Genomic DNA, 15,671 nt, shown 5'->3' with positions numbered 1-15,671 from the left:
TATGAGCCTGACAGATAATATTATAAAAACAGAGGTCGAACGACATGTGCAATTGTATAATATTGAACAACTGAAAAGAAGACTTTTCAATTGTTTTAAAGACTACGCTAATCAATATGTAGATGCAGGTCGATTGCTGTTATATAATGATAGCTTGTCGCGTGCCAATCAGCTGGGAGAAATTATTGCTGAGGAAGTATTAAAATCATATACAGATCTTGAAACTTTTTATCCTGATATCCGAAAAGAACTGAAAAACCTTCCTAGCCTGGCCGATCAACCTAAAAATTTCAAGCAGAAAGCAACGCTGATATGCGATGATTTTATAAGTTATTGTGCCCGGAAATCTCGCTCAATAACAGAAGATAGTATAAATTACGGAAAAGAACTCCTACGGAAACATGATCCTTTCCTTCTTCCTTACATAGTGAAGGAGAAAGAGGATTATTCCGTAGAAGACTATATAAACAGTTGTCTGCAAGCTGCAGATAAACGATATGTATGTGAACAATTTCCTGTCAATTATGAGCGGAAAGAAACCCAATGTTATGGTAGCATCTATGTAGCTGCTGATATTCCCCAAATGATAAACTGGCAAGTGGAAGGGAAGAGCAGTTATTTTCATTTATCCATAGTAGATCAGGCGAAGGTTGAATTTATGCTCACTGAAATGTTGTTGCATTTCGTTCCTGGTAAACTACATATTACCGGCGTTGACTTGAATTTCACTTCGGCCTTTGAGAATTTCAAGCAATTGGATGATGTGATGGTAGGAGGGACTATCTTGCAGCTGGGTGATTTATTGAGACAGATACAGGTCTGGAATTCAGAGATAGAAAAACGATTCCGTGAAGCAGGTGATATCATAAAATACCACCTCCGGGAGAAACGGATAGAATATCCTTATGAGGTGATCGTGTTGAATGATTTACCCCAACAGTTAGATTCACACCTGACAGAAACTATGAAATCCGTTATTCGCAATGGTTGGCGTGTAGGTTTTCATATTATAGTAGTGGGTAATCTGCCTTCTCAATGGGAAAAGGAATTGTTTATCGAAACGGATGGACCTAAAATGTCGGCTGTAGCAAATACTCCCATAGGAACTGCTTCCAAAAGAATTGAAATATTAAAAAAATGGCAGCAATGTTATCAGAACTTCCAAAAGGAACTTTCACAGCAACAAGAACGGGAAGCTGAATTGCAAAAACAACAAATACAAGAAACAATGACTGTTACTCCTTACCAAGATGCAGCTAAAGAATTCAGTATTGAAGTAGGAACAAACAATCAGGGGCGCATTAATTTTGTTCTTGATGAAATATCTCATGTACACTCATTTATAATTGGCCAGACAGGTTCTGGAAAATCAGTCTTTCTGCATGATATTTTAAATCATGCCATGTTGAAATATTCTCCGGAGAGCCTGCAATTCTATTTGATGGACTTTAAGTTCGGAGGTGTGGAATTTAATCGTTATCGGACTTGTAAACATGTACGATGTTTAATGGTGGATGAATCAGACCCACAAATCACATTGGAAATTTTGAAAGATTTGTGGGAGGTGATGCAAGAACGTGCACGACTTATGCGCAATGAAGAAGTCTCTAATTTGAAAGATTACAATGCAATAACATCTAATAAAAAGTTGCCACGTATAGTTTTACTGGTAGATGAGTGCCATGAACTTTTTAAAGAAGGAAGATTTAAAATACAAAGTGAAATAGATGTTATTCTGACACGTATTGCTAAGGAGGGACGTAATCAGGGGGTACATTTAATTTTTGCCACTCAGACTTTGACAGGGACTAACATTCCAGGGGGAATAAAAAATAATATCACAGATCCTTACTTGTTGAATTGTCGTATGACGGATGCGCAAGTATTTATTCCTACAGTGGGAACTCGTACAGAAGCTTTATCCACAGGAGAGGTATATTACCGTCCTAAAGGTTTTGAGGAGGGGATTATATTCAAAGCGGATTTTTATGATCGTGAGAGGCTGGCTGAAAATTTGCAGAATATAAATCAAAAAAGTACAAACAGTATAGTGGATTTCCAACCATTCTATTTCTCTGGAAAGCAGACATATAGATTGGTAGACTGGATACCGGATGAATTGCCCCGGCGTTATCCTGCAGTTTATCTGGGTAAAGGTATCAGTGTGAAATCGAACTTGATCTCTGCAAGTTTTAAACCTGAAACAGCCTCTAATCTATTATTAATAGGTATTAATGAGCGTCTACAAAGTACCCGTATCCAGCTAAATATACTACTCTCGTTGATGCACTATTATAAAAAAATGGGTGAAGATGCTCGTTTCTATCTTATTGATTGTATGGACCCCGATGATGAATATGCTGTTGACGAAGAAGTTTTGAATACGTTGGAAGATTACGGTTGTCATATCTTGGTACGCAATCGTCAACGCAATGAGATGCTTTCACAATTGGCGATACAGATACGTGAAAGAAAAGAAAAAGAAGATACTTTCTTGTTTATCCTTGAACAAGACTACTTTACATCACTAAAGCATAATGCGGAGGTTGAGCTGCCAGTTGAAGATCATTCGCCAGTATCAACTCCTGCCAATCAAAATGCAAATGATTTTTTATCAGATTGTCCTTTCCCGTTTACAGCAGAATCTGTGATGGAAAAACCTGCAAAATCTAAAAACAAGGTAGATACTGTGCAGCACATACTGCAAACTGTTTTAACAAAAGGACCTGATTATGGGATTCACACTATTCTTCAAGTTAACAAACTGGATAATTTACTCTTTCAGGAATATTCTTTGAACAAAAAAGATATTTATTCGATGTTCCAGTATGTTGTTGTCCAGAGAACAGATTCGGAAACGGCAATAAAACTGGCTCTGTCTGATGATTTTAAGCCGGAACAAATGAGTGATGACCATGAACGTTTGCGTAGCTACTTTCGTAACGACATAACAGGGACAGAGATACTTTATTGTCCTTTTGACTCTATTACAGTAAATGATATAAAAAACTTAATGAAATAACTAATTATGGCACATGAAGTTAATGTAAGAAATGAAGAAGAACTCATCGCTTTTGCGCAAGCCTTGGACGGATTAAGTAATGCTATGGTGCAGAACTTTAATAAGGCTAGAGCTGAAATGTATCGCGTAAATGAGGGATGGAATGATGAACAGAATCAACAGTTTATGCGGCAATTTGAACAGAGCGTACAAGTCATTAATCAAATAGGCCAGATGATGAATGATTACAGTGCATATATGCGTCGTTATGCTGCTGCTATTCAGCAAGTAAAAAACATAAGATAATATGAATGATGTATCCGTTCGGGAGATAAACGAATTGTATTCATTTTATTCGCAAATAAATAATTTTATAAGTGGACTTGATTCTGTGCGTAGCCGTCTTCAGTCGGGTGCACAGAGCAAAGTCAGTCGGTGCGAAAATCTGATAAGTCGCATTGAACGGGCCCGTGAACGTATCAATAGGCAAATAAATTCTTTGGAGGCTTCTATAAATTCTCTGCATAACAGTTTATATAACGTGGAAGATGAAGCATATCGGAGACATATTTTAGATGAGATTGATATGAAAACTGATGAGAAAGAAGAGTTGGAGGACGAGCTCATTGAATGTGAGAATGATATGGAAGAAGTGCAGAATGGATTATATCAAGCCCGGAATCTAGCGGATGATATTACTCAAGAGGCTTTTACATGTATGAATGAAGCAAAACAATATGCTGATAATGCCTGTCGTTTTATTGATAAGCTTATCTATCATTTGCAAAATACTAAAAGGTAATTTTATGTTGGAATACGGACTATTATCTCAAAAACAGCAAGAATTGGATTTTATAACTAGCAGTTTGCGCAATATATGGAATGACAAACAGTACGAATACTTTTGTAATCACTTGATTTTGCCTATTAAGAACTGTTTGCAGCAACATGAAGTATTCATAAGTAGTAAGATTTCTTCTATGGAGCAAATAGAATCTCAGATTGAATCAGTAGCCAGCAAATATTAATGCTGTAATTGACGTTTTATCATTATTTAATCAAAATATCACTGAAAAGTATAGGTGAATCCAAAAGTTTTCCTATATTTGCAGTGTTATTCGTTGACAATTTGCTCGAATAACCTTAAAGTCACGAAGGAATAAACCTTTAAAACGTAATATTATGAATATCGAACGAATTATGTCCTCTTTAGAGGCAAAGCATCCCGGCGAGTCTGAATATCTTCAAGCCGTAAAGGAAGTACTTCTTTCCATCGAAGATATCTATAACCAGCATCCAGAGTTCGAGAAAGCTAAAATCATAGAACGCTTGGTTGAACCCGACCGTATCTTTACGTTCCGTGTTACTTGGGTGGACGACAAAGGTGATGTACAAACCAACCTTGGTTACCGTGTGCAATTCAACAATGCCATTGGCCCGTACAAAGGCGGTATTCGTTTCCATGCTTCCGTAAATCTTTCCATCCTTAAATTCTTAGGCTTTGAACAGACGTTTAAGAATGCACTGACTACTCTGCCTATGGGTGGTGGTAAAGGTGGTTCCGACTTCTCTCCGCGCGGTAAGAGCGATGGTGAAATCATGCGCTTCTGCCAGGCATTCATGTTGGAGTTATGGCGTCACCTTGGTCCGGATATGGATGTACCAGCCGGTGATATAGGTGTAGGTGGTCGTGAAGTGGGTTATATGTTCGGTATGTATAAGAAGTTAACCCGTGAATTTACCGGCACATTTACCGGAAAGGGTTTGGAATTCGGCGGTTCTCTGATTCGTCCTGAAGCTACAGGTTTCGGTGGATTGTACTTCGTGAACCAGATGTTAGAAACTAAAGGCATTGATATCAAAGGTAAGACCGTTGCCGTTTCCGGTTTCGGAAATGTAGCTTGGGGTGCCGCTACCAAAGCAACCGAGTTGGGTGCCAAGGTGGTTACTATCTCCGGACCGGACGGATATATTTATGATCCGAATGGTATCAGTGGCGAAAAGATAGATTATATGCTTGAACTCCGTTCATCGGGCAATGATATAGTGGCTCCGTATGCAGACGAATTCCCCGGTTCTACATTTGTTGCCGGTAAGCGTCCATGGGAAGTGAAAGCTGATATTGCATTGCCTTGTGCTACGCAAAATGAACTGAATGGTGATGATGCCCGTCAGTTGATTGAAAATAAAGTGATGTGTGTGGGTGAAATATCTAATATGGGCTGTACGCCGGAAGCTATCGACCTGTTCATCGAACATAAGGTGATGTATGCTCCGGGTAAGGCTGTCAATGCCGGTGGTGTTGCTACTTCCGGATTGGAAATGTCACAGAATGCAATGCACCTCAGTTGGTGTGCTGCCGAAGTGGACGAGAAACTGCACGCTATTATGCACGGCATTCATGCACAATGCGTAAAATATGGGACAGAACCTGACGGTTACATCAACTACGTGAAGGGAGCCAATATTGCAGGCTTCATGAAGGTGGCTCACGCAATGATGGGTCAGGGAATTATTTAAAGGAAAACTTTGTTTAGTTGTATTTGTATTTGTGGTTTGTGCTGTCCTGCCTGTGAAGGTGTAGGGCAGTACTTTTTTTATAGGCATACCAACAATTAGGTATATTCACTTCTACAGCGCCGCTATCAGTCAAACTTAATACTTAATACCTCGTACTTAATACCAAAATTATTACCTTTGCATCCGGAAAATCATAAAATAACAAAGAGATGTTACAACCGGAACTAAAATTAAGACGCGATAAAATACGCGTCTTGATGGCTCAACAAGAGATTGACGCCGCTCTTATCACTTGCAATGTAAACTTGATTTATACGTACGGACGCGTTGTCAGCGGCTATCTGTATTTACCGTTGAATGCTCCGGCACGCTTATTTATCAAACGCCCTAATAATATTGAAGGAGAACATATACATTCTATCCGTAAGCCGGAACAATTGCCCGATTTATTGAAAGAGTGCGGTCTGCCCTTGCCTGCGAAATTGATGTTGGAGGGAGACGAACTCTCTTATACGGAGTATACCCGTCTGGCAGCTTGCTTTCCTGAAGCTACTGTTGTGAATGGTACTCCCCTGATCCGTAAGGCGCGTAGTGTAAAGACAAATATTGAAATTGAAATGTTCCGTCGTTCGGGTATTGCCCATACGAAGGCTTATGAACAGATTCCTTCTGTGTATCGACCAGGAATGACAGATCGTCAGTTGTCTATTGAAATAGAACGCCTGATGCGTTTGGAAGGTTGTCTGGGTATTTTCCGTACATTTGGTCAGAGTATGGAGATATTTATGGGTAGCTTGCTGGCGGGAGATAATGCCACTGCTCCTGCACCTTATGACTTTGCTTTAGGTGGTGAAGGACTTGATCCGTCTATACCTATCGGTGCAAACGGTGCATTGCTGCAACCCGGTCAGAGTTTTATGGTTGATATGGGTGGAAACTTCTATGGATACATGGGTGATATGAGCCGAGTATTCTCTATCGGTAAGTTACCGGAGAAGGCTTATGCTGCACATCAAACATGTCTGGATGTACAGGCAACTGTGATTGAAAAGGCAAAACCGGGTGCTGTTTGCGAAGATCTCTATAATACAGCTATTGATATCGTAACGAAAGCCGGATTTGCCGATTACTTTATGGGAGTAGCACAGAAGGCGAAATTTATCGGTCATGGCATTGGCTTGGAAATCAACGAAGCTCCTGTACTGGCTCCGCGTATGAAGCAGGAATTAGAACCGGGTATGGTATTTGCCCTCGAACCCAAAATCGTATTGCCGGGTGTCGGCCCCCTGGGTATTGAAAACTCATGGGTAGTGACAGCAGACGGGGTAGAGAAGTTGACACTGTGCAAGGAAGAGATAAGAGAAATGTAGGATAAGTATGAAATATGAAGTATTAAGTATGAAGTATTAAGTATGAATGTGTTGCGGAATTATGCTGCATGGCAATTTATACTTCATACTTAATACTTCATATTTCATATTTATCTCACTCTCCTTCGTAATACTCACACAAGAAGTATCGTGCAATGAAGTCCCAATTATCATGCAATACTTCTTTTCCACCAGGGAAGGGAAGTTGCATATCAGGAAGTAGGCTTTTTGCCATACCATACTTCAGGAGATCAAAGGGGCAGGTACCCGGATAAGTGAATAATTTGTATCCTTTGGCAGCTGCCTTTTCTGTATTATAAGTCGGATTACGTGGATCGCAGAAACAATAAGAAACATTAGAGGCTATCAGCATACCTTTGGCATTGGCATAGATCACAAAGTTTCTTTCATCTCTTAATTCCGGCAACAGACTTTCATTTTTATCTTCCCATTTTAATTCTTCCACAAAGAAACGGCGTAATTCATCGTAGGTGGTAAAATAAAGTAGCGGCTCTCCTTTGCTGTATGACAGGCAGTTCTCCACATCTTTTTTAAGTGTCATTCCGGGAGTGATTTCGGGAAGTGGTACTAATGGCATTTTCAGTAAATCAAGTCCCATCACCCAAATGGGAGAAGACGGCTCGTCGCAGATGGGAGCTTCTTCAAAGGCGGTATCCATCACTTCATATACCTTTTGGCTGAATTCTATCAGGTCAGGATCATGGGGATTCTGGATAATAACATCGTCCTCCTCGAAGATGGCATAGCGGGAGAGAAGCGTCCACTGGATAAATGAGATGTCTTCTACATTGATTTCGTCGGGAAGATACTCGTCGGTCAGCGTATAGAAAGGAAGATAGGACTTGTACAATCCGTAATAGGCATTGGAAAACTCTTTCCAACCACCGGACTGGGCGATGGCATCTTGCAGATAAATAGCCAATGAAAGGGCAGCATCTACTTTCTCTGTTTCAAATTTTTTACTGTATAAAGGGGATTCATCGATCAAAGATAGCAGTTGACTGGCGAAGTTCAAATACCAGGTGTCGGTCGAGAGTTGTTTGCTGCGTTCGTTAATTCCTAGCCAACGCTTCATGTAAATTCTTGCTTGTTTCATATTGCTTGTTGTTTATCTCACAAAGATAAAACTTTCCCTTGAATTGCTCCTTAATCGTCGAGTATATTTACCGCGTGAGAGAGAATTTCATACTGAAACCAAAGTCGGCACTGACTACCGGATATGAGCTGGAGGATATTAACGGGGTATTTTGCTGGCGGTCATAGTAAAGGCGCAGGGTTAACAAGCGACTCAGGGTGTAGTCTGCCGAACATGATATTTTCAGGGCTTTGTTGCCATTGGTAGCTTGTGCAAAACCTTGCTGGATGTCCCGGCAGAGGGCGGACTGGTTGCGGAATGAAATATCTGCACGGAGAGCAAGGTCATGGCTGACACGATTCTTGCTGTCTTTTACATTCCGGCCACTGAATAAATTGAAGTTTACGATCTTATATCCCAGGCCGATAACGAAATCGCGGGAAGCGGTTTCTACCAGTTGACAAGCACTCATACTGAGATTTAATATACGGCTGGTTTTATATTCCACTTTGGCGGTAAGCCCGTTTTTGAGGGTGGCATCCATACCGATAAGGGGGGAGAATTGCTCGTTGATGGATACCATGCTGATGTCGAAGCGCGATGAAGGGATAGGATTTCCTGATTGCACATCTTCTACAAAGCCTATATCGCCCATATAGCTCATGAAACTCTGGAAAGTGTTGTAGCTGCCGACGCTGTAGGTGCTGCGATAGGCATGATTCAGATTGACACTGCGGAAGTTCTTTTTGAACCAGGCTATCTTGGTAAGTCCTGTGTAGGTGATACGCCAGTTCGGCATCATGGAGAACAGGCTGGGGAAGAAGTCGAGGGCAGAGTTCCGAGCGCTCCTTCCGGTATAGGCGGCGAGGAAGGCAGGGATCATGACATCCGGTGAGTGCTTGCTGATTGTGCCGTTTGCCGGATCGAATGTCTTTCCGGCAAGGGCGCTGCCTTGCGGATACTGTGCACCGAGGAATTGGGATTCCACACGGTCACGGATAACGTCAAGGTTGCGGCGGAAACGTTCGAATGTGCCGGAATGATAACCGTCGCCGGCGCTGGGGCGTTCGAAAGCACTACCGATAGAAATGATACTCATGGAGAAGTTACCACTGCGGGTATCCGGCATACCTTCGAACATATATTGTATTTCGCGGCTGCGGTTGCGGGTACGATTGGCGGTAAGGTCTATTTTGAGGTCGCGTATCGGTTCAAGGGAGATACGCAATTGAAGATCTTCAAGGGCATTGCTGCTGGCAGGGCTGACAACGGAGTCGTTGCAGATGAGCCAGTCGTTTTGCAAGGCACGGTCGATATAGCCGTCTCCGGTGAAACCGAATGCAAAGTCCATTCCCGGAGCAAGGAAGCCTCCGTGTTTCTTCTGGCCGAACATGTCACCGACTTCAGGACGGAAACCGGGAAGGGTCATGGCATACGTATTTTTGTAGGTAAAACTGAAATTGCGCACGCTCATGGCAAGGCGGGTGGCATGCTGACCGAATTTATACCACCAACCATCTTCCGGATCAGGACCGGGGATTACAGTGAGCTTTATGCGTGCCGTGTCCTGCGTATCAATACGTAGTGAATTAGCATTTATAATCTTATAACGTACGGGATAACGACGTCCGTCCACTGTGAGAGCGGTGACTTTGGGACGACGGGAGTTCATACTGTGTTGAATGGTAACCGTAGTGTCTGCACGCAATTGTACTTCCTTGTCGAAGCGGCGGGGCTTTTGTTCTTTGGGTGAGGAGGGTTTGCGATAGGAGGCGGAAAAGCGGCGGTTTACTTTCTTTAGATAAGGTACCTTGTTATAGAGTGCTTCGAGATTGAAACGCGAGTTTACGTCGATGCTGCGCTGATTGCTGACAGTATTGCCCATTTCTACGCCATCGGAAAGGGAAACACCCCGGTCCCAGTTGTAAGAAGAGGCAAAGCGAAGATCGGCACTGATCCAGTCGGTAGCGGGGAACTTGTCGAATGGGAGTTTGTAAGTGGCATTGAATGTCTGCTGGAAATCAATAGGACGGCCGAGCGAGAACAGGCTGCGGCGTACTGTATCTTTCCAGGCTGAGTATTCGTCGGGATAAAGGTCTTTATTTACTACACCGTAAGGTTCTTCAATCTCGGCGTGGGTAGCGGAGGTAAAGTTCAGTTTCAGGTTCCTTGTCAGGTCCCAGCGCAGGGCGAAGTCACGGTTCCAAAGGAATTCTTTAGCAACGGAGATGGGGATGCCTTCGATACTGATATCCCCGCTACCGATGGTACTGCTTCCGGCAGTCAGTGCCTCCAGGTCGCGGAGTTGAAGTTCGTAATAGTGACGCGTCATGTCGGTATTGAACGAGATGCTTTGGGGCAGCCAGTTCAGATTGAGCTCTTTGACGAAGCGCATCCATGGAGATTTACTTTCCATAGCTTTGAAAGGTTCCCACGGACGATAGACAGGAGCATAATTATAAGTCATTGCAGCACGCCAGTCTGTTTCATTTTCGTAAGCTGTGGTACTACCCTGGTTGTGGCGGAGGGAACGGGAATAGCTGAAAGTAAAGTTCCCCGGATCATAAGGCATGGGGTTTTTACTTGTAATGCCCAGTCGTGCATTGCTGAGACTGAAATTGCGGTAGGTCGTAATTTCACGGGCGATATTCATCAGCGAGTCTCGTTCCCAATCGGTGGTGCAGGCATCCAGGGCGTCATCCAGCAACATATCTTTGTCCAGGGGATTGTACTTTGGCGTAGTAGCTTCTTTGGAGTAAGAGAAGTAAATAGGAGCGGCCAATTTGGCCTTTTTAGGAAAGAAACGTCCCAAGTCGAATGTGGTGGTGAAACTATACTGATAATAGTCGTCCAGCCGACGCTCGCTGACGCTCTGTTCCAGTCCGCCGAAACCGGCTGTTTCCACGTGACCGGTCAGGTTGATACTACCGATATCGGAAAGTTGTAAGTTGAGATTGCCTTGTGCAGCCCAGCCGCCGTCTTCGTTGAATTCGGTCAGGCGCAGTTCGTTCACCCAGACTTCTGCCGATTTGACGGTGCGTGAGTTATTTCTCACACCAATCATCATTGTCTTGACCTCTGCCAGTGAAGGATTACCAATCACGCTTATCTTATTGGAGGGTTTATCCGGATCGTATTCCGAATACACTTTAGCATAGCTGACACCACTATTCGAGATATTCTTTAGGCGATTACGGGCTTTCTTGACATTAGTAAGCACACTGAGGTCAATGTCCAGATTGTTGTCTTTCGGCCAGACGGCAAGGCAACCGGCAACGGTACTTCCGTTGTATTCTCCGTGCGGAGTGAGTGTGAGGGGGATTTCGTATTCATAATAGTTGCTGCGGTAATCTGATCCGAGGCGGATGAATACGGAAAGTTCTCCGTTCTGCGGATCTGTGGAGAGATCGGGCAGAGCTTCGGCATGAGCAAACATTTGCAGCCGGCGGTATTGCCGCATGTCCATACCCGTATTCTTGTAGACGGCACGGGCATCACCCGGAGCCAACTTTTCCAGCTTCAGGCTCATGGCTTGCTCGTTCTGCTGGCGAAGTTGCGGTTGTCCCGGATCGATGACACGGGAGATACCCGGAGGCATTACATAGTTCACCGGAGTACGGTCTCCATTTTCTTCGATATTGACGGCAGAAACGTCCAGTGCGGCAGAACTGGTGGTAGAAGTGCCTTGCTGTGTATTGCTCAGTGCGTCGGTATAGGTGCGCCATTCGCCGCGTACCAACTCCAGGGTGGCAAAACGCAGCACGATGGGTTTCTCAAACCCGGTCAGGAACATGCGCATGAAGCGGATGGACTTGAAGTCTTTGATGTTTCCCACAGCCTCACCACTGCGTACGGGAACTTTGAACTGATACCAGGTCACTTCTTCCGTTTGTCCGTTGCGCAGGCGGACACTGGCGGTTCGTTTATCCGTGATGTAATTCTGCCCTACTTTCAGGTCGGCAGGTGTCAGATTGATGCGATATTGGAAATACTTCTCAGTCTCGTTCAGTGTATTGTCCTGATTGATATCCTCTACATCGGGCACGGTTTTTGAAGATATATCGTATCGTTCCGGAGAATCTTCACTGGCGGTGGAGTTCCCTTCGGTATTGTTATAGTATTTATAACGCTCCAGAATGCTACGCTCTTCACGGTCATAGTCCGAGCCACGGAAATAGTGATAATTGTCGCCTGCCGGATCGTTGTAGAATTTTTCGTAAGTGGAGGCATCCACTTTGCCTTGTATGTCTGTCAGATATTTCTGATAAGTGGAGAAGGTGCGTTCGTCTTCAGTAGAGAGCCCGTTCAGTCCGACATCTTGTCTACGGCGTGCACCGGCTGCATTATCAAAGGCATATACCACACTGCGGTCGCGGGGAACACGCCCCCAAACAGTTTCTTCGGTCTTTGTGGCATCTCCATCAATGGGCAGACCGTTTTCAAAGAACTTCTTGCCATCTTTGAGGATGTCTTCGGATACTTCGCCGAGGTTGATGTAGAGAGTGCCTTTGGAAGAGTTCCCCGCAGGGTTACGCTCCTGCACCCCCGCAGGATTACGCTCCTGCACCCCTGCAGGGTTATGCTCCTGCACCCCCGCAGGATTACTACCCCCCTCTCCATAGATGAAGGGGTCGAGCAACCAAAACGTGACGTATTCAATGTTTGCCGCTTCAAAATCACTGGTATCCAGTTTACGCATCATGCCTCCCCAGCGATTCTCCGGATTTTGCAGAGTACCGTCGGAATTCAGGTCTGTATCCAGATTGTACGGCCCTCGTTCCTGTGGATAATAGGCCAGGTTCAGCACGTTCATGGAAGCCGATTCCTGATAGGGAGTTTCTTTATTCGGAAACAGTTCCTGCTCATAGACCTCACGTACATAGTGGTTGCTGAGCTGGTTGAGGTCGTTTTTGATGTGTGTAGGTGTCAATGAAGAGTTACGGCGGGTGAAAAGTCCGTCAATATGGTACCATGCCAGTAGTGCCCGGTTCTTTCCATAATTGATATCATTGCTGCGGGTTGCTTCGGGAAAGAGGGGAGAGGGGGTGCTTGCCAACATCCAGTATGAGGGCTGGCGAAGGTCGATACCACTTTGCGTGCTTTCGAAATCGTCGATGTACGAAGCGTTTTGTTGCAGTCCTTTGGCATGTCCCGGAATGAGATGGGCGAATTCCACACCGAGATTGATGCTGCTGGGGGCGGTTGCGGTGACGAACGGTAGTTTGTCCAGCATGTTTGTCAGCCACTGGCTCTCTTTTTTCCATGAAGCATTCACTCCCCACAATGTATTGGAGAGAGGTTCGTCACCCATTGCCACTTTGCTCGTCAGCGGCTTCTCGCTGAGGTGCATGATGCTTCCTCCGAAAGAGAAGTTCTGTGAGAAATCGTAGGTGAAGTTTAGGCCCATCATCGTTTTGCGTTGCATGCTGTAGAGCGTATTACTTTCCAGATTTACGCTGATGGCTGTGCCGGCGTCAATGATGCTTTGGTTGAGAATGGTAACTACTCCCAATGTGTAGTCTACTGTATAGTCCGAGTTTTCTACCAGTGTCATGCCGCCTGCCGTTACCCGTACTGAGCCTTGTGGAATATTCATAGCTCCTAACCGTATTTCATTGGCATTGGAGGCACGGTATTCACCTGTTAGCCGGAATTTATTCTTTTCAGCTGTTTGTTGCGCTACGGTGCGGGTGGAGTCGTACAGTTCCTGAAACACATATTTGTCCGCCAGTGCATCATTCCCGATGGCTTTGCGCAGGTGGCTGCCGAAAGGTTCTACTACAGGAAAGTAAATACGTCCGTCCGATGCTGTCACCGTATAGCCTTCGACAAAGTCGAAGAAACCGTCCGCACCTGTTTGGTTCTGGCTATTAAGGCGGTCGAGGTTCATGACACGCAACAGGGGTGTTTTGGCAATCTTTCCTTCCGGGATATAGCGTAGATATACGCCTGTTGTATCGCTTTGGTAAGTGATATTCAACTGGAATTTCTCTTTCTGCACGGAGTAGGCATTGAGACTGTAGACGTTCTTCATCATCAGATCCCAGCAGGCTGCGTCCGGGGAGTTTGCCGTGTTCTTCAGTAATTTTACGAACAAACTTTGCCCGGTTTCCTTGATGTCAGAAGAAAACTCACCTACCTGATAACTTCGTCCACCGAGTGTGTATTCAAAAGCGACTGCCAGTACTTCGTCCGGTTGAAGGGTTTGCTTCAGTGAGATATAACCCAGTTTACTGTTCAGTGTGTATTCTGAGGAAGTGAGCAGACGGGCACTTTCTATTTTTTCGTAATCCATGCCGGGTTCGGATCCGGGGATTGTACTCATGACATTGCTTACCTGGCTGATATCGCGTGCGGCTGCATAGCTGCTGATCATTGCCGCATAGAGGTTATTGGCACTATTGGCGGGAGCGTTGACGTTTGAACTGGGGTTGGTGGGGTTTCCCACTCCGCTCCAGGCGGTAGTGTTGCCTATGTGAAAGGCTTCTCCAAGATCAGTTAGTGCTACGATGTTTCGCGGATTATCATAGTTATTTCGTTTGTTGGTTACCCATACTTCGATCCTGTTAATTGTGATTCCCGAAAGGATATTCGGAAGCTGTGCCAGGTTTTTGTCATAGACATCCCGAAAATAATGGGCAAGGAAGAAGTGTCGGTTTCCTTCGTAATTGTCTGCGGAGAAGTCGAAAGTAGTGGTTTGTGCACCGCCGCGGCTGGTCACTGTTTTGGCTTCACTCTCTTGCTGGCTGATAACAGCCTGTAGCTTTAGTTTGCCAAATTGCAGGTCTGTGCGAATGCCGAACAGTGCAGATGCTCCGCGTATTAGTGAGTTATTGGTGGACATGCTCACATTACCGGCTTCAATCAGTTTGATGATCTCATCTTCTTTTCCCTCATATTTCAGTTTCAGCCGTTTGGTGTCAAAATCAAAGGTAGCATCAGTGTTGTAGTTCATGTTCATATTCACCTTGTCACCTACCTTACCATTGACGTTGATATTAATTTTCTCGTCAAAGTCAAAACCAAGTGTTTTGCGTTGACTTTCCGGAAGTGAGGGATTCTTTACGTTTTTGTATGTCATGCCGAAGCTGAGTTCTGCATTACCTTGTGTACGTATTTGTACCCCACCGGGGCCGAACAACTTCTCTGCCGGTCCAAGGTTGAACTTCATATCCATAAAGTCGAAAGCTTCTTTTCCTTTGCCGATTTGTTCTCCGTTCTTTTGGCGGTAATAAGATTGCATGGATTGTTTCAACGTCCAATCCAGATATTCTTCGGGGGTTAGTATCATCGGTACACCGATTTCGGTATTCCCTAATTTTGTGCGTATGTAGTACCTGTCTGTTTTTGCATCATATTCTGCCTCGGTTCGCAGGTTCATAGGTGATTGCAGGTCGGCAGGGTGGGGAGAAAGGTCTTTTAGTGTACCCGGTACGGTCTTGCGAACGGAATATCGCGGAGCTATTGTATCTTGTATGTTTTCCGCTTCCGTTTCTTGTGTATTTTCCCCATTTACATTCTGCCCCATAACGACAAAGCTGCCAGGCATGAGCCATAGCAGCAATAACCAGATGATATGTCGTATACGAGGAGACTTCATAATGTGTTTAATTGAATAAGTTACGAGCTACAAGCTACGGGTAACAAGTTACTGAGTATACTCGTGGGCGAATAATTATCCGCT

General features: G+C 44.5%; 7 protein-coding genes. 5 read left to right on the top strand and 2 right to left on the bottom strand.

Annotated elements, in window-relative coordinates; genetic code table 11:
* The first annotated feature begins 1 nt into the window (after position 1).
* The 5 genes from K6V21_RS25475 (at position 2) to K6V21_RS25455 (ending at position 6,891) form a co-directional block, all read left to right on the top strand.
* The gene (locus K6V21_RS25475; RefSeq protein ID WP_224320314.1) at positions 2–3,022 is read left to right on the top strand and encodes an FtsK/SpoIIIE domain-containing protein; all 3,021 of its coding nucleotides are present in this window, start codon (positions 2–4) and stop codon (positions 3,020–3,022) included.
* Between the two features lie 6 nt (positions 3,023–3,028).
* Positions 3,029–3,307 (top strand): hypothetical protein, encoded by a 279-nt coding sequence (locus K6V21_RS25470; protein ID WP_217715329.1) that lies wholly within the window; start codon positions 3,029–3,031, stop codon positions 3,305–3,307.
* A 1-nt stretch (position 3,308) separates the two neighbouring features.
* Positions 3,309–3,803: a hypothetical protein gene (locus K6V21_RS25465; protein WP_217715330.1), complete on the top strand. Its 495-nt coding sequence runs from the start codon at positions 3,309–3,311 to the stop codon at positions 3,801–3,803.
* A 380-nt stretch (positions 3,804–4,183) separates the two neighbouring features.
* Positions 4,184–5,521: an NADP-specific glutamate dehydrogenase gene (gene gdhA / locus K6V21_RS25460; RefSeq protein WP_007217307.1), complete on the top strand. Its 1,338-nt coding sequence runs from the start codon at positions 4,184–4,186 to the stop codon at positions 5,519–5,521.
* 209 nt (positions 5,522–5,730) lie between these two features.
* A complete protein-coding gene (locus tag K6V21_RS25455; protein ID WP_224320313.1) occupies positions 5,731–6,891 on the top strand; it encodes a M24 family metallopeptidase in 1,161 nt (386 codons plus the stop codon).
* A gap of 115 nt (positions 6,892–7,006) precedes the next feature.
* Here the strand turns inward: K6V21_RS25455 and K6V21_RS25450 are convergent, their stop codons facing one another.
* Together K6V21_RS25450 and sprA are read right to left on the bottom strand one after the other, a co-directional pair.
* Positions 7,007–8,008, bottom strand: a complete 1,002-nt coding sequence (locus K6V21_RS25450) for a DUF3843 family protein (RefSeq protein ID WP_224320312.1) — start codon at positions 8,006–8,008, stop codon at positions 7,007–7,009.
* Positions 8,009–8,075: 67 nt separating this feature from the next.
* The gene (gene sprA / locus K6V21_RS25445; RefSeq protein WP_224320311.1) at positions 8,076–15,587 is read right to left on the bottom strand and encodes a cell surface protein SprA; all 7,512 of its coding nucleotides are present in this window, start codon (positions 15,585–15,587) and stop codon (positions 8,076–8,078) included.
* Positions 15,588–15,671 lie beyond the last annotated feature (84 nt).

Source organism: Bacteroides cellulosilyticus (assembly GCF_020091405.1).
Taxonomy (GTDB): Bacteria; Bacteroidota; Bacteroidia; order Bacteroidales; family Bacteroidaceae; genus Bacteroides.
Note: the sequence above shows the minus strand (reverse complement) of the source record. Positions and strands in the feature narration are given on the sequence as shown.